Source organism: Lichenibacterium ramalinae (assembly GCF_004137085.1).
GTDB classification, from domain to species: Bacteria; Pseudomonadota; Alphaproteobacteria; order Rhizobiales; family Beijerinckiaceae; genus Lichenihabitans; species Lichenihabitans ramalinae.
The window spans coordinates 24444-46336 of sequence record NZ_QYBC01000001.1 but is presented as its reverse complement, the minus strand read 5'-3'; the positions used below and the strand labels follow the sequence as shown (position 1 = coordinate 46336).

General features: G+C 74.1%; 24 protein-coding genes. 5 read left to right on the top strand and 19 right to left on the bottom strand.

Annotated features, from left to right (window positions below; translation table 11 throughout):
* Positions 1–2: 2 nt before the first annotated feature.
* The gene (locus D3272_RS00225) at positions 3–419 is read right to left on the bottom strand and encodes a DUF4174 domain-containing protein (protein WP_129217065.1); all 417 of its coding nucleotides are present in this window, start codon (positions 417–419) and stop codon (positions 3–5) included.
* A 116-nt stretch (positions 420–535) separates the two neighbouring features.
* Here D3272_RS00225 and D3272_RS00220 point away from each other — a divergent pair, with 116 nt between their 5' ends.
* Together D3272_RS00220 and D3272_RS00215 are read left to right on the top strand one after the other, a co-directional pair.
* A complete protein-coding gene (locus D3272_RS00220) occupies positions 536–1555 on the top strand; it encodes an MBL fold metallo-hydrolase (protein WP_129217064.1) in 1020 nt (339 codons plus the stop codon).
* A 271-nt stretch (positions 1556–1826) separates the two neighbouring features.
* Positions 1827–2159 (top strand): hypothetical protein, encoded by a 333-nt coding sequence (locus tag D3272_RS00215; RefSeq protein ID WP_129217063.1) that lies wholly within the window; start codon positions 1827–1829, stop codon positions 2157–2159.
* 95 nt (positions 2160–2254) lie between these two features.
* Here the strand turns inward: D3272_RS00215 and D3272_RS00210 are convergent, their stop codons facing one another.
* The 4 genes from D3272_RS00210 to mutS all read right to left on the bottom strand — a co-directional run bounded on the left by D3272_RS00210 (position 2255) and on the right by mutS (position 7311).
* A complete protein-coding gene (locus D3272_RS00210; RefSeq protein ID WP_129217062.1) occupies positions 2255–3289 on the bottom strand; it encodes a response regulator in 1035 nt (344 codons plus the stop codon).
* A gap of 114 nt (positions 3290–3403) precedes the next feature.
* Positions 3404–3982, bottom strand: a complete 579-nt coding sequence (locus D3272_RS00205) for a uracil-DNA glycosylase (RefSeq protein WP_245496297.1) — start codon at positions 3980–3982, stop codon at positions 3404–3406.
* Between the two features lie 174 nt (positions 3983–4156).
* The gene (locus D3272_RS00200) at positions 4157–4408 is read right to left on the bottom strand and encodes a DUF3297 family protein (RefSeq protein ID WP_129217061.1); all 252 of its coding nucleotides are present in this window, start codon (positions 4406–4408) and stop codon (positions 4157–4159) included.
* A gap of 71 nt (positions 4409–4479) precedes the next feature.
* A complete protein-coding gene (gene mutS, locus D3272_RS00195; protein ID WP_129217060.1) occupies positions 4480–7311 on the bottom strand; it encodes a DNA mismatch repair protein MutS in 2832 nt (943 codons plus the stop codon).
* 165 nt (positions 7312–7476) lie between these two features.
* On the opposite strand from mutS, the gene D3272_RS00190 reads away from it, so the two are divergent.
* Both D3272_RS00190 and D3272_RS00185 read left to right on the top strand, forming a co-directional pair.
* Positions 7477–8532 carry a histone deacetylase family protein gene (locus D3272_RS00190; protein WP_129217059.1) on the top strand — a complete coding sequence of 352 codons (1056 nt, stop codon included), beginning with the start codon at positions 7477–7479 and terminating at the stop codon, positions 8530–8532.
* A complete protein-coding gene (locus D3272_RS00185; RefSeq protein WP_129217058.1) occupies positions 8529–9695 on the top strand; it encodes an aminotransferase in 1167 nt (388 codons plus the stop codon). Before D3272_RS00190 ends, D3272_RS00185 begins: the two co-directional genes overlap by 4 nt.
* 44 nt (positions 9696–9739) lie before the next feature.
* Here D3272_RS00185 and phnN read toward each other — a convergent pair whose 3' ends face one another.
* From phnN to phnG, 10 genes are read right to left on the bottom strand one after another with little or no spacing between them, the layout of a single operon-like run.
* The gene (gene phnN, locus D3272_RS00180) at positions 9740–10312 is read right to left on the bottom strand and encodes a phosphonate metabolism protein/1,5-bisphosphokinase (PRPP-forming) PhnN (protein WP_129217057.1); all 573 of its coding nucleotides are present in this window, start codon (positions 10310–10312) and stop codon (positions 9740–9742) included.
* Entirely contained in the window at positions 10302–11441 is a 1140-nt protein-coding gene (locus D3272_RS00175) for an alpha-D-ribose 1-methylphosphonate 5-triphosphate diphosphatase (RefSeq protein WP_207210100.1), read from the bottom strand. Before D3272_RS00175 ends, phnN begins: the two co-directional genes overlap by 11 nt.
* A 38-nt stretch (positions 11442–11479) precedes the next feature.
* Positions 11480–12175, bottom strand: a complete 696-nt coding sequence (locus tag D3272_RS00170; RefSeq protein ID WP_129217055.1) for a DUF1045 domain-containing protein — start codon at positions 12173–12175, stop codon at positions 11480–11482.
* Complete coding sequence (locus tag D3272_RS00165) at positions 12175–12798, bottom strand: DapH/DapD/GlmU-related protein (RefSeq protein ID WP_129217432.1); 624 nt, start codon at positions 12796–12798, stop codon at positions 12175–12177. The genes D3272_RS00170 and D3272_RS00165 overlap by 1 nt, the downstream gene beginning before the upstream one ends.
* Before the next feature lie 22 nt (positions 12799–12820).
* Positions 12821–13573 carry a phosphonate C-P lyase system protein PhnL gene (gene phnL, locus D3272_RS00160; protein WP_129217054.1) on the bottom strand — a complete coding sequence of 251 codons (753 nt, stop codon included), beginning with the start codon at positions 13571–13573 and terminating at the stop codon, positions 12821–12823.
* A 2-nt stretch (positions 13574–13575) separates the two neighbouring features.
* Complete coding sequence (phnK, locus tag D3272_RS00155; protein ID WP_129217053.1) at positions 13576–14391, bottom strand: phosphonate C-P lyase system protein PhnK; 816 nt, start codon at positions 14389–14391, stop codon at positions 13576–13578.
* Complete coding sequence (locus D3272_RS00150; protein WP_129217431.1) at positions 14388–15245, bottom strand: alpha-D-ribose 1-methylphosphonate 5-phosphate C-P-lyase PhnJ; 858 nt, start codon at positions 15243–15245, stop codon at positions 14388–14390. The genes phnK and D3272_RS00150 overlap by 4 nt, the downstream gene beginning before the upstream one ends.
* 11 nt (positions 15246–15256) lie before the next feature.
* Complete coding sequence (locus D3272_RS00145; RefSeq protein WP_129217052.1) at positions 15257–16351, bottom strand: carbon-phosphorus lyase complex subunit; 1095 nt, start codon at positions 16349–16351, stop codon at positions 15257–15259.
* A 4-nt stretch (positions 16352–16355) separates the two neighbouring features.
* Entirely contained in the window at positions 16356–16979 is a 624-nt protein-coding gene (phnH, locus tag D3272_RS00140) for a phosphonate C-P lyase system protein PhnH (protein ID WP_129217051.1), read from the bottom strand.
* On the bottom strand, positions 16979–17437 hold the full coding sequence (phnG, locus tag D3272_RS00135; protein WP_245496296.1) for a phosphonate C-P lyase system protein PhnG: 459 nt from the start codon (positions 17435–17437) through the stop codon (positions 16979–16981). The genes phnH and phnG overlap by 1 nt, the downstream gene beginning before the upstream one ends.
* Positions 17438–17480: 43 nt before the next feature.
* On the opposite strand from phnG, the gene phnF reads away from it, so the two are divergent.
* Positions 17481–18266 (top strand): phosphonate metabolism transcriptional regulator PhnF, encoded by a 786-nt coding sequence (gene phnF / locus D3272_RS00130; RefSeq protein WP_245496295.1) that lies wholly within the window; start codon positions 17481–17483, stop codon positions 18264–18266.
* 48 nt (positions 18267–18314) lie between these two features.
* Here the strand turns inward: phnF and phnE (D3272_RS00125) are convergent, their stop codons facing one another.
* From phnE (D3272_RS00125) to phnC, 4 genes are read right to left on the bottom strand one after another with little or no spacing between them, the layout of a single operon-like run.
* Positions 18315–19091, bottom strand: a complete 777-nt coding sequence (gene phnE / locus D3272_RS00125) for a phosphonate ABC transporter, permease protein PhnE (protein ID WP_129217428.1) — start codon at positions 19089–19091, stop codon at positions 18315–18317.
* A 59-nt stretch (positions 19092–19150) separates the two neighbouring features.
* Positions 19151–20059 carry a phosphonate ABC transporter, permease protein PhnE gene (gene phnE / locus D3272_RS00120; RefSeq protein ID WP_129217050.1) on the bottom strand — a complete coding sequence of 303 codons (909 nt, stop codon included), beginning with the start codon at positions 20057–20059 and terminating at the stop codon, positions 19151–19153.
* A gap of 7 nt (positions 20060–20066) precedes the next feature.
* The gene (gene phnD / locus D3272_RS00115; RefSeq protein WP_129217049.1) at positions 20067–21008 is read right to left on the bottom strand and encodes a phosphonate ABC transporter substrate-binding protein; all 942 of its coding nucleotides are present in this window, start codon (positions 21006–21008) and stop codon (positions 20067–20069) included.
* Between the two features lie 40 nt (positions 21009–21048).
* On the bottom strand, positions 21049–21852 hold the full coding sequence (gene phnC / locus D3272_RS00110) for a phosphonate ABC transporter ATP-binding protein (protein WP_129217048.1): 804 nt from the start codon (positions 21850–21852) through the stop codon (positions 21049–21051).
* Positions 21853–21893 lie beyond the last annotated feature (41 nt).

Here is a 21893-nt window from a genome sequence, read left to right as displayed (position 1 = left end):
GATCAGCGCCGGCCCGCCATCTCGTCCCGGCGCATCGGCATGGCGTCGATGAGCGGGAACAGGGCATCGGCGCCGAGCGGCACGGCGGCGCCGAGCTTCTCGCCCCCGTCCTTGCCGACCAGCACGGCGCGGAAGCCCGCCCCGCCGAAGCGTCGGCGCAGCGCGTCGCCGGCGGGCGTGCCGTCCGTGGCCTCGACGAGGACGAGGTCCCGCTCGCGGCCCGCCGCGCCGAGCCCGGAGAAGATGCGGCGCTGCGCGGCGAGCGCGGGGTCGGCGGTGGAGGGCGCCAGCGCCACGAGCACGCGGCTCCTCCAGCGATAGGGCGCGAGCGGGTCCCCGGCGGCGAGGGCCGGCACGGCGAGCGGGACGGCCATTGCGGCGGCGGCGGCCAGCAGGGCAGGGCGGGACAGGATGGACATCCGGGGCTCCTCGGCGATGCCCGTCAACGCGCGCCCGGATGGGTCGGGTCCGCTGCAAGCTCCGCAGCAAGCTCCGCCCCCGCTTTCGCCGCAAAGCCCGGATCATCTCGCGGGCGATGAGCGCACCGACATCCCCCGACTTCCCGATCTCCGACCATTGCGACGGCCGGCTGTTCTTCAACCCCGGCGTCGACACCGATCGCAGCCTCGCCGACCTTTGGCGGTGGCGGCGGTCCGGGCGGCGCGTCCCCTGGCCCGCCCGCGTCCCCGCCGCGCCGGCCCCGCCGCCGCCGCGCGAGGCCGGGCCCGGCGAGGTGCTGCTGACCCTCGTGGGCCAGAGCACCGTCCTGATCCAGGTCGAGGGCTGCAACATGCTGACGGACCCGATCTGGTCCGAGCGCGCCAGCCCCGTCTCCTTCGCGGGGCCGCGCCGGGTGCGCCCGCCCGGGATCGCCTTCGACGACCTGCCGCGCATCGACCTCGTGCTGTTGAGCCACAACCACTACGACCATCTCGACGTGGCGACGTTGAAGCGCCTCCACGCGCGCTCGGCGCCCCGGATCGTCACGGGGCTGGGCAACGGGCGCGTCCTGGCGCGCCACGGCCTCGGCCGGGCGGTGGAACTCGACTGGTGGCAGTGCTGCACGCCGGCGCGGGGCGTCGACGTCACCTACCTGCCGGCCCAGCACTGGTCGAGCCGCACGGGACGCGACCGGCGGCGGGCGCTGTGGGGCGGCCATGCCGTGCAGGCGGGCGGCGCCTGCGTGTATTTCGCCGGGGACAGCGGCTACGGCCCGCATTTCGCCGCCATCGGCCGTGCCTTCGCACCCGACCTGGCGCTGCTGCCGATCGGCGCCTACGAGCCGCGATGGTTCATGCAGGCGCAGCACATGGACCCGTTCGACGCCGTGCAGGCGCATCGCGACCTCGCGGCCGGCCTCAGCCTCGGCATCCACTGGGGCACGTTCCAGCTCACCGACGAGGCGATCGACGCCCCGCTCGAGGCCCTGGCGCGCGCCAAGGCCGAGGCCGGGCTCGATGCGGGCGCCTTTCTGGCGCCGGACTTCGGCACGACGCTGGTTTGGCGGTCCCGGCCGCTCCCGGCCGAGGCGCAGGGGGCCGGTGGCTCGTCCTGAGCCGGCGGGCCCGCGCCGCCTCGGAGCCTGTGGAGGATCGGACGCGTGCCCGAAGGCCCTCGAAAACCGTCGAGAACGTGTCGTGGTTTTTCGGGGAAGGGCGTTCGCTCAAAGAGCCTCAGGGCAGGCGGCGGCCGTCGACCGGGAGGGCGACGCCCGTGATGGAGCAGGCGGCGTCGCTCGCCAGGAACTTGACGGCCGGGCCAACCGGGAGAACAAGCACCGGCAGATCCGGCGCGGGGACCGATCCCGCTGTATGGGAGGACGAGACATGCGTGTTCTGTCGATCGCCGCGGCGGCGCTGCTCCTGGCCATGACGGCGGCGGGCGCCCAGACCCAGTCGACGAGCCCGTCCAAGTCGGGCTGCGACGCCGCCCCCGCCACGCCGGCGACGCCCGAGGCGAAGGGAGCGGCCTCCGGCACGGCGCCGGGCAACAGCGGCAGCACGGGCTTCTCGGGCGCCGGCCTCGGCGGCGCCTTCACCGGCACGACGCAGAACGGCGCGGTCCCCAGCTCGCCGAGCGTCCAGCCCGCCACCGCCAAGGGGCTCGATCCCATCGCGGGGCCGCGCAAGCCCGTCCCCGGGACCGGGGCGGCGTGCTGAGCCGTCGGCGGCGGTGAACCTGCCGGCTCCGTGCCGGGACGCCCGGCGACAGCCGTCGCGGCGTCATCGGCATGACGGGCCTTCGTCCACGCGGTTCAGCGGTAGCGCCGCCGTGCCGGCGCCGCCACGACCGGGGCGCCGGTGAGGCAGGCCACGGCCGAAGGCGTGAGGGTGAAGCGGGGCGGGGCGAAGAGCTGGTCCTCGTCGAGGCTTTCGCGCAGCATCATGCCGAGGTGGACCAGCTTCTCGGCCGTGTCGCGCACGCGCCGGATGGGGAAGAAGCCCGGATAGGTCGGGGTCCATTCGTCGGCGTCGAGATCGAGCGGCACGAGATCCCGGCCCGACACGAAGACGTAGGCCAGCAACTTGTCGGGCAGGGTGGTGGCGGACAGGAACCGCGTCGCCAGCTGGGCGCGCCGCGCCGAGAAGCCCCGCGCCACCGTCGCCACCTCGTCCCACCCCGCCGGGTCCTCGATGTCGAAGCCGGCATCGGCCAGCCGGCCCCAGCGGCCCGCCACATCCACCATGGGCAGGGTGAAGAGGTTGCCGTCGGTGCGCAGCTCGGCGAGTTCGGCGGCCCGCACCTCCTCGGTCACCAGCACGACATCGGGGTTCCCGGGGCGCGACAGGTCGAAGGCGCGGCCGAGGCGCAGGGTCCAGTCGCGGCCGGGTTCGCCGGCGAAGCGGGCGCGGGGCCGCCGTTCGAAGCCGCAACGGCCCCAGGCCGCCAGAATGTCGCGCTCGGCGGCGGCGCGGCGCAGCGCCGCCAGGCAGGTCTCCACCGTCTCGACGAAGGCGGCGCGGTTCAGGGGCTTCTGCACGATGGCGTCGAAGACGATGCCGTCCGCGTCCCGCATCTCCAGCCCGGCGGGATCGGCCGTGACGCCGATGAACCGCGTCCCGGCCGCGGGGCCGCCGTCGCGGCAGATGCGTTGCGCCGCCGTGGCGCCGTCGATCAGGGGCAGGTGGTCGTCGAGCACCGCGACGGCGAAGCGCCCCCGCCTCAGCCAGGCCAGGGCGGCGACGCCGTCCACCGCCACCGTCACGGCATGGCCGCGGTCCGACAGGACGTGGGCCATCACGTCGCGCGCGATCTCGTCGTCGTCGGCGATGAGGATCTGCGCTGCCATGGACCCGTGGCCTCCTGGGCTCGCCTTCTTCAAGCGCGAGCCCGTCGCCGGGGCGGCCTGGGCTCAGGCGGGAAGAGTGGCACGCGGATGGTAAAGGCTTCCCTGCGCGGCGCCTCAGGCCGGTCGGGCCAGCAGGTCGGCGGCGGTCCGCAGCGCCGCCCGGATCCGCGCCGCGATTGCCGGGGCCGTGCAGACGATGGTGGGGCTCGGGTGCGGCATCTCCACCACCGGCAGCGCCGGCCGTGCCCGGGCCAGCGCCGGCCCGGCCGCGGCGGCGACGCGCCCCGCCAGAACCGCGACGGCGAGGTCCGGCAGGAGGGCGAGGAGGCCCGGCAGTTCCGCCAGTCCCGCCGCGACCTCGCCCCGGCGCGGCGCCCGGTTGCGGGCGCCGGGCGCGTGGATGACCCAGGGCACGGCGTTCCAGATCAGCGTGTCGGCGCGGGCGATGCCGGCCTCGGCCGTGAAACGCCGGATGTTGGCGGCGGTGCCGGTGGGATTGTCCCGCGACACGAAGCGCAGCGGCGCCGCTCCGGGCCCCGGCGTTTCGAGCAGCAGCAGGAGCCGCGCGCCCGTGCCGCCGTCCGCCGGATCGACGTCCGGCACGGCGCCGTGGCGGGCGCGCAGCCCCGCCACGTAGCCGCCGAGCGCCGCCACGTGGGGCGCCCCGCGTGCGGCCGCGCGACCTGCCAGCACGTCGGGGTCGGCGAGCGTGCCGCGGAGGCGGGGGGCGAGGGCGTTCAGGGCGGGTCCTCCCGTCGACCGTCCCGTGGTCCGGGCCGGGCGGCGGAGCACCTCCCCGGCGGCGAAGGGTCCGGCGTCGGCTCTACGGTCGTCCGGTCGGCGCTCCCGTGGTCAGCTCACGCCCGCTCAGGCGTCGGCTTCCGCGCTGCGGATGTAGGGTTCGACGACGCCGCGCAGCCGGATCGTCATGGGGCGGCCGAAACGGTCCTTGGCGGTGCCGGCGGCGACTTTGATCCAGCCCTCGCTGATGCAATATTCCTCGACGTTGGTCTTTTCCTTGCCGTCGAAGCGGATGCCGACGTCCTGCGACAGGACCGCCTCGTCGTAATGCGGGCTGTTGGGGTCGACGGACAGGCGGTCGGGGAACTGGACGCTCAATTTCAGGCTCTCCGTAGCGGGACGTGGCGCTTCCTAACCGCCTCGGCAGCGGAATCCAAGCGCGAGGCCGCTCAGGCCACGGCGGCGGCCCGCTTCAGCGCGTAGAGGGCTTCGAGGGCGGCCTTGGGCGTCAGCTCGTCGGGGTCGATCCCGGCGAGGGCGTCGCGCAGGGCATCGGCGGCCGGGGGCGAAGGCGGGGTCGGCGGCGGAGATGACGCCGGAGGCGGCGGTGTTTGGGCGTCGAGGTGGGCGAAGAGCGGCAGGTCGCCGAGCAGGCGCTCCACCGGCGAGGAGCGCGCGCCCTTCTCGAGCTCGGCCAGGATGGTGCGGGCCCGCTCGACCGCGCTCGCCGGCAGGCCCGCCAGCTTGGCGACCTGGATGCCGTAGGACCGGTCGGCCGCGCCCGCCACGACCTCGTGCAGGAACACCACGTCGCCCTGCCAGTCCGTGACCCGCATCGTGAGGTTGGTCAGCCGGGGGAGCTTCTTGCCGAGCTGCGTCAGCTCGTGGAAGTGGGTGGCGAAGAGCCCGCGCGACTTGTTGCGGTCGTGCAGGTGTTCCATGGCGGCCCAGGCGATCGACAGGCCGTCGAAGGTGGCGGTGCCGCGGCCGATCTCGTCGAGGATGACGAGCGAGCGGCCCGTGGCCTGGTTCAGGATGGCGGCGGTCTCGACCATCTCGACCATGAAGGTGGAGCGACCCCGGGCGAGGTCGTCGGCGGCGCCGACGCGCGAGAACAGCCGGTCCACCACCCCGATATGGGCCTCGGCGGCCGGCACGAAGGCGCCGGCCTGGGCCAGGATGGCGATGAGGGCGTTCTGGCGCAGGAAGGTCGATTTGCCCGCCATGTTGGGGCCCGTGACCACCGCGATGCGCCCGCCCGTAGCCCTGTGGCGCGCCGGTCCCTCGGTGCCGGACAGGTCGCAGCCGTTGGCGACGAAGTCCACACCCTTGCCCTTCAGCGCCGCCTCCACGACAGGGTGCCGCCCGGCCACGATGCGGAAGGCCAGCGAGCCGTCGACGGTGGGGCGGACCCAGCCGCGCGTCTCCGCCACCTCGCCGAGCCCGAAGGCGACGTCGATGGCGGCGAGGGCCTCGCCGGCCGCCCGGATGGCGTCGGCCTCGGCGGCGACGGCCGCCAGCAGTCCCTCGAACAAAGCCTTCTCGATGGCGAGGGCCCGGTCGGCGGCGGTGGCGATGCGGCTTTCCAGCTCGGCCAGCTCCGTCGTCGAGAAGCGCATGGCGCCCGCCATGGTCTGGCGATGGATGAATAGCGCGTTGTGCGGCGGCACCCGCCAGGTTTCGCCGACCTGGGCCGTGACCTCGATGTAGAAGCCGAGAAAGTTGTTGTGCTTGATCTTGAGGGTGCGGACCTCGGTGTGGCTGATGTAGCGCGCCTGCAGCGCCGCCACGACCCGCCGCGTGTCGTCGCGCAGCTCGCGCGCCTCGTCGAGCGCGAGGTCGTGGCCGGCGCGGATGAAGCCGCCGTCGCGCGCCAGCAGCGGCAGGTCGTCGGCGAGGGCGGCGCCGAGCATGGCGCCGAGGCCGGCGTCGATGCGGCCGGCCGCCGCCGCCGCCTCGGCGAGTTCGGCCGGCAGCGCGGGCTCCTCCAGCAGGCGCGACGCCAGGGCGGCGGCGGCGATGAGGCCGTCGCGCAAGGCCGCGAGGTCGCGCGGGCCGCCGCGCCCGAGGGCCAGCCGCGACAGGGCGCGCGCCATGTCGGGCGCCCGCTTGAGGATGCCGCGGATCTCGGCGCGGCGGCGCCGGTCGGCGGCGGCGAAGTCCACGGCGTCGAGGCGCGCCGCGATGCGGGCGGGGTCGGTCAGCGGGCCGGCGAGGCGCCAGGCCAGCAGGCGCGAGCCCGCCGGCGTGACGGTGGCGTCGACCGCATGGAGCAGCGAGCCCTGCCGCTCGCCGGCGAGCGTGCGCGTCATCTCGAGGTTGGCGCGGGTCGACGCGTCGATCTCGACCGTGAGGCCGCGCTCCGCCCGGGCCGGTGGCTGCAGGGTGGGGCGGGCGTCGATCTGGGTGCGGGCGATGTAGCCGAGGGCGGTGGCGGCGGCGGCGAGTTCCGCCCGGGTGAAGCTGCCGAAGCCGTCGAGCGTCGCCACCCCGTACCATTCGGCGATGCGGCGTTCGGCGGCGACGGGGTCGGCCGCTTCGCGGGCGACGCGCGTCACGGCGCCCGGCGCCTCGGCCAGCACGGCCCGCAGCGCGGGCTCGTCGGCCAGGGCGTCGGGCACCACGATCTCGCGCGGTTCGATCCTGGCGAGATGGGCGGCGAGGCCCGCCTCGGGCACCTCGGCGACGGTGAAGCTGCCGGTCGAGATGTCGACGGCGGCGACGCCGAAGACCGCCCCCGCCTCGTCGGCCCGCACCCGCGCCAGCGCGGCGAGGAGGTTGGCGCGGCCGGGCTCCAGCAGCCGCTCCTCCGTGATGGTGCCGGGCGTGACGATGCGCACCACGGCCCGGCGCACGACGGACTTGCCGCCCCGCTTCCTGGCCTCGGCCGGGTCCTCGGTCTGCTCGCACACCGCCACCGTGTGGCCGCGCGCGATCAGCGTGTGGAGGTAGTCGTCCGAACGGTCGATCGGCACCCCGCACATGGGGATGTCCTCGCCCTCGTGCTTGCCGCGCCGGGTCAGCACGATGCCGAGCACCGAGGCCGCCACCACGGCATCGTCGAGGAACAGCTCGTAGAAGTCGCCCATGCGGTAGAACAGCAGGGCGTCGGGATGCTGGGCCTTGATGCCGAGATATTGCGCCATCATCGGGGTGACGCGCGCCTCGGCGGCGGGCCCGGGCGACGCCGGCTGCGACGCCGGGATCGACGCCTCTGCGGGCCCGGGCGACGCCGCGGAGTCTCGCGGGGCGGGGTGGTCGGTGAAGCGGATGGCGGCCATGGCGCCACCATAGCGCAGGACGGCGGCGCGCGCAGCGCGGGCCGGGCCCCCGTCCACCGCCGTCGACGCGGCGGGACGCGCCGTATCGGGCGGGCCTCGGCCGGCCTACACTGGCGCCTTGCCGGAGCTCGTCCGGCGGTCCGGCCTTCGACGCCAGGAGGGTCCATGCGCGCCTTCTACCACCCCGACCAGGCGCGCCACGCGCCGCAGCAATACATGCGGTTCGGCAGGCTCGTGCCCGTCAAGGACCTACCGGTCCGGACCGAGCGCCTGCTCGGCACCCTCGCCCGCCACGGCATCGCGCCCGAGCCTCCCGCCGCGCTCGGCACGGCGCCGGCGCTCGCCGTTCACACGCCCGCCTTCCTGCGCTTCCTCGAGACGGCCTGGGAGCGCTGGACCCGGCTGCCCGACCACGGGCCCGAGGTGTGGCCCAACACCTTCCCGTATTGGAGCGGGCGCCCGGAGGACCCGGCCCGGCCGGACTGCCCGGCGGGGGGCCTCGTCGGCCAGGCCGGCTGGTATCTCGGCGACCTGTCGGTGCCGCTGGGCCCGGACAGCTGGGGGTCGATCCTCCGCTCCTCCGAGACGGCCGCCTCCGCCGCCGATGCCGTGCTGGCGGGCGCCCGGGCCGTCTACGCGCTCTGCCGCCCGTCCGGCCACCACGCCCGCGCCGACCGCGCCTCGGGCTTCTGCTACCTCAACAACACCGCCATCGCGGCGCAGCGGCTGCGCGGGCGCTTCGGCCGCATCGCGGTCGTCGACGTCGACGCCCACCACGGCGACGGTACCCAGCAGATCTTCTACGGCCGCGCCGACGTGCTGACGGTGTCGATCCACGCCGACCCCGACGACTATTACCCCTTCTACACCGGCCGGCCGGAGGAGACGGGGCACGGCGCGGGCCTGGGCTTCAACCTCAACCTGCCCTTGCCGCACGGGGCCGGCGGGGACGCGATGCTGGCGGCGCTCGATACGGCGGCGGCGCGGGTGGCCGGCTTCGGCGCGGAGGTGCTGGTGGTGGCGCTCGGCTACGACGCCCACCGCGACGACCCGATCGGCGTGCTCGGGCTCGGCACGGAGGATTTCGGCGCCGTCGGGCGGCGGCTCGGGGCCATGGGCCTGCCGACGCTCGTGGTGCAGGAGGGCGGCTATGCCGTCGACGCCATCGGCGGCTGCCTCGACGCCTTCCTGTCGGGCTTCGACGAAGGGGCGCGGCGGTGAGGCTCAACCCGCGCCTCCTCGCCACCGACGCGCCCCCCATCCCGGCGGCGGCGGCCTGGCGGGCCGCCTATGACGGGCGCCACGGGCCGCTGCTGGACCTCGCCCAGGCGGTGCCGGGCCTGCCCCCGCCCGACGCCCTGCTGGAACGGCTGGCCCGGGCGGCGCGCGACCCCGCCAGCGCCACCTACGGTCCCATCACGGGCGACGCGGCGCTGCGCGACGCGCTGGCGGCCGACATCGCCGCCACCTACGGCGCCGCCGTGACGCCGGCCGAGGTCGCCATCACGTCCGGCTGCAACGAGGCCTTCACGGTGACGGCCCTGGCGCTGGCGGGCCCGGGCGACGCCGTGATGCTGCCGGCACCCTGGTACTTCAACCACAAGATGACGCTCGACATGATGGGAGTGGCGGCGGTGCCGCTGCCCTGCCGGGCCGAGGCGGGCTTCGTGCCGTCGGTGGACGAGGCGCGGGCGCTCCTCACGCCCGCGACCCGCGCCATCGTGCTCGTGTCGCCCAACAACCCGACCGGCGCCACCTACCCGGCGGCCGTGCTGGCGGCCTTCGCCGCGCTGGCGCGCGAGGCCGGCATCGCGCTGGTGGTGGACGAGACCTACCGGGACTTCCTCCCCGACGGCCACGGGCGCCCGCACGGGCTCTTCGCCGACCCGGCGTGGCGCGACACGGTGATCCAGCTCTATTCCTTCTCGAAGAGCTACGCGGTCCCGGGCCACCGGCTCGGCGCCGTCGTGGCCGGCGCGGCGGTGCTGGCCGAGATCGCCAAGGTGCTCGACTGCGTCACCATCTGCCCGCCGCGCGTCGCCCAGGCGGCCGTCGCCTGGGCGGTGGAGGGCACGCGGGCTTGGCGGGCCGAGGTGCGAGCGGCGGTCAACCGCCGGGCCGCTCTCTTCGCCGAGGTCGTGGCGGCCTCGCCCGGCTGGTCGGTCTCGGCCATGGGCGCCTATTTCGCCTTCGTGCGTCACCCCTTCGCGGCGCCGGGCCTCGCCGTGGCCGAGCGGCTGGCCCGCGAGGCCGGCGTCGTGGCGCTCCCCGGCAGCTTCTTCGGCCCCGGGCAGGACGACCACCTGCGCTTCGCCTTCGCCAATGCGGGGGAAGGGCAGATCGCGGCCGTGGCGGCGCGGCTGGCGGTGCTGGGGGCGGGTTGACGGGGCTCGGCGTCCCCTTGGAGGGCCGCCACCACCCGCCGGCGTCAGCTCCCGAGCCCGTTGAGGTAGTCCACCAGCCGGTCCGTCGCGGCCGCGACGTCGCCGGAATTGTCGACGCGGAGGTGGCCAGCGGCCTCGGGCGGCACGGCGGTGGCGACCTGCCGGGCGAGGCGGTCGCGGATCGTCGCCTCGGGCTCGCGGCCCCGGGCCGAGAGCCGGGCCAGGAGGACGGCCGGATCCGCCGTGACCTCGACCACATGCAGCGTGCCGAACGCCGCCGCGGCCTCGGCGAGCGAGCGCCGCGACAGGTTCGCCACGACGGTCCGCCCCGCCAGGATCTCGCGGCGCACCGCCACCGGCAGGCCGTAGCGCAGCCCATGCGCGGCCCAGACCAGCGCGAAGGCCCCCTCGGCCTCGGCCCGGGCGAAGCCTGCCTCGTCGAGGCTGTCGTGGTCCTCGGAGGCCACCAGCGCCTGCCGGGTGACGACGCGGCGGGCGAAGCCGATGCCGGGGTCGAGCGCCGGGTGGGCGGCAGCCCGGATCATCAGCGTGTCCTTGCCGGCGCCGCTCGGCCCCACCACGGCGACGAGCGCGCCGCGGGCGCGCTCAGGCGACACGCCGCCCCTCCCGCCACACGCCCGCCACCAGCGGGGGCAGGCCCGGCTCGGCCCGCACGCGGACGAGGTCGGCCCGGAGCCCCGGCGCGATGGCGCCGCGGTCGTTGAGCTGGGCCGCCGCTGCCGGGTTGGCGGAGGCGAGCCGCACGGCGGCGGGCAGGTCGAGCGTGCCGGCTTCCACCAGGGCGAAGACCGACTGCAGCAGGCTGAAGGGCACGTAGTCGGAGGACAGGACGTCGAGCAGCCCGCGTCCCAGCAGGTCCGCCGCCGACACGTTGCCCGAATGGGAGCCGCCGCGCACGATGTTGGGCGCCCCCATCAGCACGAGCAGGCCGGCCGCGTGCGAGGCCTGTGCCGCCGCGACCGTGGTGGGGAATTCGGCCAGCGCCACGCCGAGCTCCAGCGCCTCGTCGACATGGGCCAGCGTCGCGTCGTCGTGGGACGCGATGCTGATGCCGGCGCCCCGGCACACCTCGGCGATGGCGCGGCGGTTCGGCCCGGCATGGGTCTCGGACTGGGCGATGCGGCGGTCGCAGAAGGTGCGGAACGCGGCATCGGTGAGGTTCATCTTGCGCTGGTAGTAGGAGCGGTAGGTGTCGAGGTCGACGAACTGCCGCTGCCCCGGCGCATGGTCCATCAGCGACACCAGCCGCACCAGCGGGTTCTCGGCGAAGGTCTCGAAATGGTCGAGGACGTCGGGGGCCGAGACTTCGCAGCGCAGGTGGATGTGGTGGTCGGCCCGCAGCCGCCCGCCGCGCGCGCCCGCTGCGATGGTGTCGGCCATGGCCAGCATGTCGGCCGAGGTGAGGAGCGCGTCCTCGTCCATGCCGACCCGCAGCGCGTCGAGCACGGTGGTGATGCCCGAGGCCGCCACCTGCGCGTCGTGGGCCTGGAGCGCCGCCATCATGTTCCAGCGCACCTTGGGTCGCGGCAGGTAGTGGCCCTCGATGTGGTCGGTGTGGAGCTCGACGAGGCCGGGGAGGAGGAAATCGCCGCCGAAATCCTCGCCGGCCGCGGCGGCACCTGGGACGATGTCGGCGATGCGGCCGTCCGTGATGGCGAGGCTGCCGTGCACCACCTCGTCGCCGAGCACGATGCGGGCGTTGCGGAAGACCTGTCGGCCGGCAATCTCTTGGCCGAACACTTCCTGATCGACGACCTGTTGGCTCATGGCGTCCCTGCCGGCTGGATGGGCGCGATGGCCCTGAAGGGGTGGAAGCTGTGCACGCGGAAGGGCGCGCCGGGCGTGGGCTCGACGAAGAGCCCCAGGCCGTCGAGCGGCAGCGGCCGCCCCAGCACGGCGCCGAACTGCGCCTCGATGTCGGCCCGCAGCGCGTCGGCCGGGCCCGGCACCGGGCCGGTCAGCGTCATGTGGAAGCGGAAGTCCTCGCGGACGAAGGGGTAGCCCCAGCGCTCCAGATGGTCCCGCTGGCGTTCGGTCAGCCGCTCGGGCCGGCGGCGGGCGACCTCCTCGGGGCGGAGTTCCGCCCGGTAGGGCTCGAAGGCCTCCAGCACGTCGCCTTCGAGTTCCGCGATGCCGGGCTCGGGCACGGCCGGCACCAGGGCGAAGAAGTCGCCGAGCCGCGCCAGCACGAGGCTGCCGATGACCGGCGCGGACCGCCCGGCGCAGAAGGCTCCGAGCCGGTCGACCAGGGTGCCGAGATCCGTGCCGGGCTTCGGCGTGAAGGGCGCCCGCAGGGTCGCGTGGAAGCCGTAGCGGGCCGGCTCGGCGACGAGCGGGTCGCGCGCCGGGTCCGCCGGCCGGGTCGGCCGCCCCGAGAAGGCGTCGCGGCCCAGCCAGGCGGCGGCGAGGCGGTTCAGCGGGCTCTCGGGAGCCGGCGTGGCATAGACGGCGGCGCGCATCAGCGGTCCCCCTCGTAGCGGTCGAGGAAGGCTTCCGCGTCGAGGCTGCGGAAATCCTGCAGGGCCGCGAACAGCGCCTCGTGCGGCCAGTCCCACCAGGCGAGGCGCCGGAACCTGTCGGCGACGGCGGCGGGAAAGCGCTCGCGGATGAGCTTCGCCGGCACCCCGCCCACGACCGTGTAGGGGGCGACGTCGCGCGTCACGACCGCGCCCGCCCCCACGACGGCGCCATCCCCCACCGTGACGCCCGGCAGCACGGTGGCGCCATGACCGATCCACGTGTCGTGGCCGACCGTGACGGCCTTGGCGCGGCGTGCGGCGAAGAAGTCCGCCTCGTTCGCCTCGCCCTCGAAATAGTCGCCGGCCCGATAGGTGAAGTGGTGCAGCGTCGCCCGCTCGATCGGGTGGTTGGTGGCGTTGATGCGGACCGAGGCCGCGATGTTGGCGAACTTGCCGATGCGGGCGCACCAGATCATGCAGTCCTGCATGACGTAGGAATAGTCGCCGAGCGTCGTCTCGGACAGCCTGGAGCCGGCCTCGACCTCCGTGTAGCGGCCGAAGGAGCAGCCCTCCACCGTGGCGGTGGGGTGGATCGACGGCACGTCGGGTTTGAGCTTGGGCATCATGCGGTCTCCTCGAGCCTGTTCACGGGCTCGCGTGCCGAGCTTCGCGGGTGTCGGCGACAGGCCGACCCCGGCCCGCCGAGAAGGACGCGACGTCGACGATGCGGGTCGCGACCCGGTCGCGCACGCCCTCGTCGTGGAAGATGCCGAGGATGGCGGTGCCGCCGTCCAGCTTCTCGCGGATCATCGCCACGACGACGTCGCGGTTCTCGGCGTCGAGGGAGGCGGTGGGCTCGTCGAGGAGCAGCACCGGGTGGTCGGTGAGGAAGCCGCGGGCGATGTTGACGCGCTGCTTCTCACCGCCCGAGAAGGTGGCGGGCGGCAGCCCGTGCAGCGCCGCGGGCAGGTTCAGCCGGTGCAGCATGGCGGCGGCGCGCGCCTGCGCCTCGGCCCGGGCGATGCCGCGGCCCAGCAGCGGCTCCGCCACGACGTCGAGCGCCGGGACGCGCGGCACGGCGCGCAGGAACTGGCTCACATAGGCGATGGAGCCGCGCCGCAGCCCGATCACGGCGCGCGGGTCGCCGGCGCCGAGGTCGCGCAGCGCGCCGGTTTCGCGCTCCCGCACCAGGATGGCGCCGGCGTCGACGCCGTAGTTGCCGTAGACCATGCGCAGGATCGACGACTTGCCGACCCCCGAGGGGCCGCCCAGCACCACGCATTCGCCCGGCGCCACCGCGAAGGACACGTCGCGCACCACGGGCAGTTCGAGCCCGCCGCGCAGGTGCATGCGGAAGGCCTTGGCGACGCTGCGGACGTCGAGGAGGGGGGCGTTCATCCTCAGGACTCCGGGATCGAGGCGACGAGGAGCTGGGTGTAGGGATGGCGCGGGTCGTCGAGGACGCGGTCGGTCAGCCCTTCCTCCACCACGGTGCCGTCCTTCATCACGACGATGCGCTGCGACAGCAGACGCGCCACCGCGAGGTCGTGGGTGACGATGACGACGGCGAGGCCGAGATCGGCCACGAGGCCGCGCAGGAGGTCGAGCACCCGCGCCTGCACCGACACGTCGAGCCCCCCGGTCGGCTCGTCCATGAAGACGAGGCGCGGGTGGGTGACGAGGTTGCGGGCGATCTGCAGGCGCTGGCGCATGCCGCCCGAGAAGGCCGTCGGCTGGTCGTCGATGCGGTCGGCCGGGATCTCGACGCGGGCCAGCCAGTCCGCCGCGGTGGCGCGGATGCGGCCGTAGTTGCGGTCGCCGACCGCCATGAGCCGTTCCCCGACGTTGGCGCCGGCCGAAACCCGCATGCGCAGCCCGTCGATGGGGTTCTGGTGCACGAAGCCCCAGTCGGTCCGCATCAGCACGCGCCGCTCCGCCTCGCCCAGCGCCGCGAGGTCGCGCGTGACGCCGTCGCGCATGCGGTACGAGACCGTGCCGGCCGAGGGGGCGCGGCGGGCCGAGATGCAGTTGAGCAGCGTGGTCTTGCCCGAGCCGGACTCTCCGACGATGGCCAGGACTTCGCCGGGCCACAGGTCGAAGGACACGTCCGTGCAGCCGATCCGCTCGCCGTAGCGCTTCTCGAGCCCGCGCACCGACAGGATGGGGTCGGCCGCGTCGGGGCTGGCGGCGCCGGGGAAGGTGGCGTCGGCGTTCATGGCGTCGCCTCCGCCCGGCGCGTCCCGCAATGGTCGGTGTCGGAGCAGACGAACATGCGCCCGCCCCGGTCGTCGGTGACGACCTCGTCGAGGTAGACGTTCCGCGCCCCGCAGACCGCGCAGGGCTCGGTGAAGCTTTGCACGGTGAAGGGATGGTCCTCGAAGTCGAGGCTCCTGACGTCCGTGTAGGGCGGCAGCGCGTAGATGCGCTTCTCGCGGCCGGCGCCGAAGAGCTGCAGGGCCGGGGAGCGGTGCATCTTGGGATTGTCGAACTTCGGCAGGGGCGAGGGATCCATCACGTAGCGGCCCTCGACCTTCACGGGATAGGCGTAGGTGGTGGCGATATGGCCGTGGCGGGCGATGTCCTCGTAGAGCTTGACGTGCATGAGGCCGTATTCTTCGAGCGCATGCATGGTTCGGGTCTCGGTCTCGCGCGGCTCGAGGAAGCGCAGCGGCTCGGGGATGGGCACCTGGTAGACGATGATCTGGCCCGCCGCGAGCGGCGTCTCGGGGATGCGGTGGCGGGTCTGCACGATCGTCGCCTCGACCGTGCGGGTCGTGGTGGCGATCCCGGCGGTCTTGCGGAAGAACGCCCGGATCGACACCGCGTTGGTGGTGTCGTCGGCGCCCTGGTCGATCACCTTCAGCACGTCCGCCGGCCCGAGGATCGCGGCCGTCACCTGCACGCCGCCCGTGCCCCAGCCGTAGGGCATGGGCATCTCGCGCGACGCGAAGGGCACCTGGTAGCCCGGCACCGCGATGCCCTTGAGGATGGCCCGGCGGATCATCCGCTTCGTGCCCTCGTCGAGATAGGCGAAGTTATAGGCGGGGCCGGGGGTCGCCGCCGCCGTCATAGCCGTCGTCCTCATCGCGTTTCCTCCCCGCGCTCGGCCCGGCGCTGCCCGGCCTCGGCGCGCAGGCGCCGGACGAGGTCGAGCTCGGCCTGGAAATCGACGTAATGGGGCAGCTTCAGGTGCTCGACGAAGCCCGTCGCCTGGACGTTGTCGCCGTGTTCGAGCACGAATTCCTCGTCCTGGGCGGGGGCGCGGCGCTCCTCGCCGAACTCGTCGGCCCTGAGCGCCCGGTCGACGAGGCTCATCGCCATGGCCTTGCGCTCGGACTGGCCGAAGACGAGGCCGTAGCCGCGGGTGAAGCGCGCCGGCTCCTCGGCGCTGCCCTTGAACTGCGCCACCATCTGGCATTCCGTGAGCCGCACGGCGCCGATGCGGACCGTGAAGCCGAGGTCGGGGATCTCGACCTCGACGTCGACGAGCCCGATGCGGACCTCGCCCACGAAGGGGTGGACGCGGCCGTAGCCGCGCTGCGTCGAATAGCCGAGCGCCAGGGTGAAGCCCTCGTCGGCCCGCGCCAGCGCCTGGAGGCGGAGGTCGCGCCCGACCGGGTAGGAGACGGGGTCGCGGGTCAGGTCCCCCGGCTCGCCCGCGGGGTCTCCGTCGCCTTCGATCAGGCCCTCGCGGTCGAGGATGTCGATCACCCGCGGGCAGTCCTCGACGGCGGCGAGCGCCCGCCGCTCGGGCGCCTCGACCGGGGCGTCGCCGGCGAGGGCCGGGTCGAGCAGCCGGTGGGTGTAGTCGAAGGTCGGGCCGAGCAGCTGCCCGCCCGGCAGGTCCTTGTAGGTGGCCGACACGCGGCGCTCGATGCGCATGCGGCCCGTGTCGACCGGCGCCGCATAGCCGAAGCGCGGCAGGGTGGTGCGATAGGCGCGCAGCAGGAAGATGGCCTCGATGAGGTCGCCCCGGGCCTGGCGCACCGCCAGGGCGGCGAGGTCCGGGTCGTAGAGCGAGCCTTCCGCCATGACGCGGTCGACGGCGAGCGACAGCTGCCCGGCGATCTGCTCCAGCGTCAGGGCCGGCACGTCCCGGTCGCCGCGGCGGCGGTCGGCCAGGAGCCGGTGGGCGTTGGCGATGGCGGCTTCCCCGCCCTTCACGGCCACATACATGGGCTCAGCCCTCCCGGACGCGCGTCGAGCGCGGCAGGGCGAGGACCGCCGTGCCGCAGACGAGGACGATGTCGACGCCGAGCGGGAAGCCGGCGCGGTTGGCCGCCAGGGCGGCGGCGAAGCCCTCCGGCAGGCCCGCGGGGGCGACGCGCCGCTCCGCCGCGATGCCGGGTCCGGCGAGGACGAGGCCGTCCCCGCCCGCGAAGTCCCGCACCGGCAGCAGCAGCGTCGCCGAGCGGTCCGGATAGTCGGAGGTGCCGCGCGGGAAGGAGGCCCAGCCCACCGGGTCGTGGCGCTCGGGCAGGAGAGCGAACGTCGCCGCCGCCCGGTCCTCCGTGATGGGCGCGCCGGTCTGGAAGCGCAGCCAGCGGGCCGCGGCCTCGCCGGCGCCCGCCGGATCGGCCATCCACACCGGCGTATCGCCGTCGGCCAGCGCCGCCAGCAGAGCGGCGGCCGCCGGCACCAGCGGGGCGGGCGCGGCGACACGGGCGCCGAGATCCGCGACCGTGCCGGGCTCGGCCATGGCGCCCATCAGCAGGCGGAAGACGGCCTGGGCGTCGAAGACCGGGTCGGCGAAGCCGCCCGCGACGGCCGCCGTGGCGAGGGCGGTGGTGGCGAAGGCACCCATCAGTCCTCCCCCCGCACCAGCGTGAAGAAGTCGACGCGCGTCGCCTCCGTCTCCTCGGCCCGGTCCAGCACCGCCTCGTCCTCGGCGGCGAGGCCGGGCGCGACGACCTCGGCCTCGATGCGGACCCGCCAGTCCGGGCACTGCCAGAGCGCGTCGAGATGGGCCGCCATGCGGGCGCGGCCGGTGTCGCGCCCGAGGATCACGGCATGGCCCACCTCGCCGGAACCGAGCCTGACGGTGGCCCGCACCACGCTGGCCTCGCCGAGGTTGAAGGGGGCACCGCCGCCCCCGGCGCGGCCCCGCAGCATCACCAGGCCGACCTCGGGGCCGCGCACCGCCAGGGCGGGCGGGGCCGAGGCCGTGACCTCGGCGTACCGTTGGGCGAGAAGCCCTGCCGGCATGCAGGCGAGGGCGCCCATGGCCCGCCGCCGCCCCTCAGTTTCCATCTCGTCGATCATCGCGCCCTCGCTTGTCTAATTGTCTAGACAACCGGATATGTCTGTGCTGTTCTACATCGCAAAGCGTGACCGGATCATGACGCCGGCGCGGCTTTGGAGCCTGGGCGGGATGGATGCTGTCGGCGACGGGGTGACGCGGTGGCGGCGCGTGGCAGATGGCATCCGGGCCGCCATCGGCGACGGCACCGTGGCCGATCGCCTGCCGCCGGAGGCCGAACTGGCCGAACGGTTCGGCGTGAACCGCCACACCGTGCGGCGGGCCATCGCGGCCCTGGCGGCCGACGGTCTGGTGCGGGCGGAGCGCGGGCGCGGAACCTTCGTCAGCGGCGGGGCGCCTCGCCTCGCCTACGAAATCGGTCCCCGCACCCGGTTCAGCGAAAACCTGCTGGCGCAGGCGCGCCGGCCCGGCGGGCGGATGCTGCGCGCCGCCATCGTGCCGGCCGATGCCGAGACGGCAGCGCTTCTCGACTGCGCGCCGGGGACGGACCTGCATCGGGTGGAGTCGATTCGGGAAGCCGACGGCGTGCCGCTGTCGGTGGCCACGGCGTGGTACCCGGCCGCCCGCTTCCCCGGCCTCGTCGCCGCCCTGGTCGAAACGGGCTCGGTGACCGAGGCCCTGCGGCGCGAGGGCCTCGCCGACTACCGTCGGCGCGAGACCCGGGTGACGGCCGAGCGCCTTTCCGCCGCCGATGCCGAACACCTGTCGTCCTCGGCGGACGGGCTGGTGCTGGTGGCGCGGGCCGTCAACGTCGACCTGTCGGGCCGCCCGGTCCAGGCCCTGGTGACGCGGTTCCACGCCGACCGGACCGAACTCGTCTTCCGGTCCTGAGCGGGGGCGGGTGTCGACCTGCCGACGAGCGGAACCGATCCCGACCCCTCACCCCCGCATGGCGGCGCGCAGGCGGGACGACACCGTGTCGATCAGCGCCACCGACACCAGGACCATGAGCACCAGGAACGACACTTCCCGCCATTCCAGCGTGCGGATCGCCTCGTAGAGGTGGAGGCCGATGCCGCCCGCGCCGACGATGCCGATGATGGCGGCGGCGCGCACGTTGGATTCGAAGAAGTAGAGGGCCTGGCCGGCGATCACCGGCAGCACCTGCGGCAGCAGGCCGAAGCGCACCTCGTCGATGGCCCCGCCGCCGGCGGCCCGCACGCCCTCGCGGGCGCGGTGGCCCGTGGTCTCCACGGTCTCGGAGAAGAGCTTGCCGAGGGCGCCGAAGTCCGAACACGCGATGGCGAGGACGCCCGCGAAGGGGCCGAGCCCGACGACCCCGATCCACACCAGCGCCCAGACCAGCACGTCGATGGAGCGGATCACGTCGAAGATGCGGCGGGCGACGTGATGGATCACCGGGTTCGCCACGACGTTGCGGGACGCGACGAGCCCCGCCGGGAAGGCCAGCACGGCCGCCGTCAGCGTGCCGAGCAGCGAGATCGCCAGCGTCTCGCCGAGCGCCTGGACGAACAGCACCGCGTGGCCGAGCGGGTCCGGCGGGACCATCAGGGCCAGGAACCGCACCAGCGTCACCGTCCCGCCGGCGAGACGCGCCGGCGAGATGTCGAGGTCCCACAGGCCGAAGACGAAGAGGCCGAGCAGCGCCAGGGCGAGGATCGGGCCGCCGACGCGGTCGCGCAGCGCGGGGCGCATCAGCGCCGGATGGCGCGCCGCGAGGCCGGCGACCTCCTCGGCCGTGAGGTCGAGCCCCTTCACCGCGCCTCTCCCGGGAACAGCCGGCCGCGCAGGCGCTCGGTCATGAGGTCGAGCGCGACGACCGTGAGCACGATGAGCACCAGCATGGCGCTGACGTCGCTGTAGTAGAAGCGCCGGATGGCGACCAGCAGCTCCTCGCCGATGCCGCCCGCGCCGACGAAGCCCATCACGGTCGCGTCGCGCAGGTTGATCTCGAAGCGGAGCAGCGTGTAGGAGGCGAAGCTCGACAGGACCTGCGGCAGGACGCCGAAGCGGATCGCCTGGATGCCGCTGCCGCCCGAGGCCCGCACGCCCTCGGCGGGGTTGCCGTCGGCATTCTCCACCACCTCGGTGAAGAGCTTGCCGAGCGAGCCAGCCGTGTGGACGGCGAGCGCCAGCACGCCCGGCAGGGCCCCGAGGCCGAAGGCCACGACGAAGATCAGCGCGAAGACCAGCACCGGGACGGTGCGGCAGAATTCGAGGAAGCGCAGCGCGGCGAAGCGGACCCGGCCGTCGCGGCGGGTGGTGCGGCTCGCCGCGAAACACAGCACGGCGGCGAAGACCGCTCCCCAAAGCGTGCCGACATAGGCCATCAGCAGGGTCTGGCCGAGCAGCAGCGACCATTTCTTGAGGCCCCAGAACCACTCGACGGGGTCGGTCCACACGCGGGCGCCGCTGTCCAGCGTCGCCAGCCGGTCGAAGTAGCTCGTGAAGCCGCCGAACTTCAGCCACATGGTGACGGGGTCGATCTCGGCGATGCGCGCCGAGACCCCGGCGAGCAGGACCAGCACGGCGAGGCCCGCCAGCAGCTTGAGCCGGCGGCGGTTTCCGACGGCATCGTAGCCGCGCCGCAGTGCTCCCAGCCGGTCGTCCGGCAGGAGCACCACGGCGGAGGGCGACGCCGGGGCGTCGCGCCCGGGGGTCATGGGCGGGTCAGCCCTTCTTCTTGAGGTTGTCGACGAACTTGATGAGCTTGATGGTGTCGTCGTAGTCGGCGTTGGTCGTGGGTGCGAAGGGCTTGTTCTTGCCGTCGCTGAGCTTGGCGAAGGCTTCCGGCGCCTTGGCGGCGGAGTCGAAGAAGGCTTGGCGGATGGCGGCCTTCATGTCCTCGGGCAGGGCGTCGAGATAGGCGGTCGGGTCGTTGATGATGAGATCCGACTTCAGCACGATGCGGAAATCGCTCTCCTTCATGGGCGAGCCGTCGGGCTTCTTCAGCATGCCCTTGTTAAGCATGCGGGTGAGGTTGGAATCGCCCGGTGCCATCCAGAAATTCGCGGCCGCCTGCACCTGCCCGCTGCTGAGCGCGATGACGGCGTTCTCGTGGCTGCCGGTGAGCACGACGTTGGAGAAGAAGGTCTTGGGGTCGATGCCCATCTTGTTCAGGGCGAACAGCGGCATGTTGTAGCCCGAGGTCGAGTTCGGGTCGACGAGGCCGAGCGCCTTGCCCTTGAGGTCCTCGACGGTCTTGTAGGGCGAATCGGCCAGGACGTAGAAGACCGAGTAGTAGCCCTTCGAGCCGTCGTTGTTGACGTCGATGGCGAAGGCCGTGACCTTCACGCCCGTGACCAGCGCGCGGGCGAAGGAGGCCGGGCCGTAATAGGCGACCTGGATGTTGCCGGCACGCTGGCCCTCGATCAGGGCCGCATAGTCGTTGGCGATGCGCAGCGTCACCTTCACGCCGAGCTGCTTCGACAGGTATTCGACGAAGGGCGCGTAGCGGTCGGTGACGCCGGACGCGTTCTCGGCCGGCACGACGGCGAAGACGATCTCGGGGAACTGCGTCCGCCAGTCGTCGGCGGCGCGGGCGGCGGAAGCGAAGGGGGCCGTGGCGGCGGCCGCGAGGGCGGTGCCGAGGACGTGGCGGCGGGTCAGCATCGAGTGCTCCGTTGATGGATCGAGGGAAGGGGTCGGCCCGTCAGGCGAGGGCGGCGGCCCGGAAAGTGTCGACGGGGGTGCGGGGCGGGGCGACGTCGAGCACCTCGTCGGCTTCCATGCCGTAGAGGTCCCGCGCCGCCGCGGGCGTGAAGGCCGCCGCGGGGCCGTCGAAGGCGACGCGCCCGCCCGCCATGCCGACGAGCCTGTCGCAATAGCCGCGGGCGAGGTCGAGCGAGTGCAGGTTGCACAGCACCGTGATCCCGTAGTGGCGGTTGATGCGCTGCAGGGCGTCCATGACGATGCGGGTGTTGCGCGGGTCGAGCGAGGCGATCGGCTCGTCGGCGAGGATCAGGCTCGGCCGCTGCACGAGGGCGCGGGCGATGGCGACGCGCTGCTGCTGGCCGCCCGACAGGCTGTCGGCGCGCTGCGACGCGAGGGCGGCGATGTCGAACTGTTCCAGCGCCGACAGCGCCACGGCGACGTCGGCCGGCCGCCACAGCCTGAGCAGAGAGCGCGCCGTCGGCATCTCGCTGAGCCGCCCGACCAGCACGTTGTTGAGCACGTCGAGCTGGCCGACGAGGTTGAACTGCTGGAAGATCATGGCGCAGCGGGCCCGCCACTCGCGCAGGCCCCTGCCGCGCAGCGCCGTGACGTCGAGCCCGCCGAAGCTGATCGAGCCCGTGCTGGGCTCGACGAGGCGGTTGACCATGCGCAGCAGCGTGGACTTTCCGGCGCCCGAGCGGCCCACGATGCCGACGAAGCTGCCCTGGGGGATCTCGAGCGAGACGTCGTCCACGGCGGTCTTGGTGCCGAAACGGCGGCTCACGTCCTTGATGATCAGCATCGGTCCATCCGGCCAAGTCCGATGACGGGACGGAAGCGCTT

Excerpts from the sequence above, each read along its gene's own strand:
- phnD (WP_129217049.1), bottom strand. The coding sequence starts at position 21,008 with ATGCTGACCCGCCGCCACGTCCTCGGCACCGCCCTCGCGGCCGCCGCC.
- phnL (WP_129217054.1), bottom strand. The coding sequence starts at position 13,573 with ATGAACGCCCCCCTCCTCGACGTCCGCAGCGTCGCCAAGGCCTTCCGC.
- D3272_RS00190 (WP_129217059.1), top strand. The coding sequence starts at position 7,477 with ATGCGCGCCTTCTACCACCCCGACCAGGCGCGCCACGCGCCGCAGCAA.
- phnK (WP_129217053.1), bottom strand. The coding sequence starts at position 14,391 with ATGAACGCCGACGCCACCTTCCCCGGCGCCGCCAGCCCCGACGCGGCC.
- phnE (WP_129217050.1), bottom strand. The coding sequence starts at position 20,059 with ATGACCCCCGGGCGCGACGCCCCGGCGTCGCCCTCCGCCGTGGTGCTC.
- D3272_RS00170 (WP_129217055.1), bottom strand. The coding sequence starts at position 12,175 with ATGCGCGCCGCCGTCTATGCCACGCCGGCTCCCGAGAGCCCGCTGAAC.
- D3272_RS00220 (WP_129217064.1), top strand. The coding sequence starts at position 536 with ATGAGCGCACCGACATCCCCCGACTTCCCGATCTCCGACCATTGCGAC.
- mutS (WP_129217060.1), bottom strand. The coding sequence starts at position 7,311 with ATGGCCGCCATCCGCTTCACCGACCACCCCGCCCCGCGAGACTCCGCG.
- D3272_RS00150 (WP_129217431.1), bottom strand. The coding sequence starts at position 15,245 with ATGACGGCGGCGGCGACCCCCGGCCCCGCCTATAACTTCGCCTATCTC.
- phnC (WP_129217048.1), bottom strand. The coding sequence starts at position 21,852 with ATGCTGATCATCAAGGACGTGAGCCGCCGTTTCGGCACCAAGACCGCC.
- D3272_RS00210 (WP_129217062.1), bottom strand. The coding sequence starts at position 3,289 with ATGGCAGCGCAGATCCTCATCGCCGACGACGACGAGATCGCGCGCGAC.
- phnE (WP_129217428.1), bottom strand. The coding sequence starts at position 19,091 with ATGCGCCCCGCGCTGCGCGACCGCGTCGGCGGCCCGATCCTCGCCCTG.
- phnG (WP_245496296.1), bottom strand. The coding sequence starts at position 17,437 with ATGATCGACGAGATGGAAACTGAGGGGCGGCGGCGGGCCATGGGCGCC.
- D3272_RS00215 (WP_129217063.1), top strand. The coding sequence starts at position 1,827 with ATGCGTGTTCTGTCGATCGCCGCGGCGGCGCTGCTCCTGGCCATGACG.
- D3272_RS00165 (WP_129217432.1), bottom strand. The coding sequence starts at position 12,798 with ATGCCCAAGCTCAAACCCGACGTGCCGTCGATCCACCCCACCGCCACG.
- D3272_RS00145 (WP_129217052.1), bottom strand. The coding sequence starts at position 16,351 with ATGTATGTGGCCGTGAAGGGCGGGGAAGCCGCCATCGCCAACGCCCAC.
- D3272_RS00225 (WP_129217065.1), bottom strand. The coding sequence starts at position 419 with ATGTCCATCCTGTCCCGCCCTGCCCTGCTGGCCGCCGCCGCCGCAATG.
- phnH (WP_129217051.1), bottom strand. The coding sequence starts at position 16,979 with ATGGGTGCCTTCGCCACCACCGCCCTCGCCACGGCGGCCGTCGCGGGC.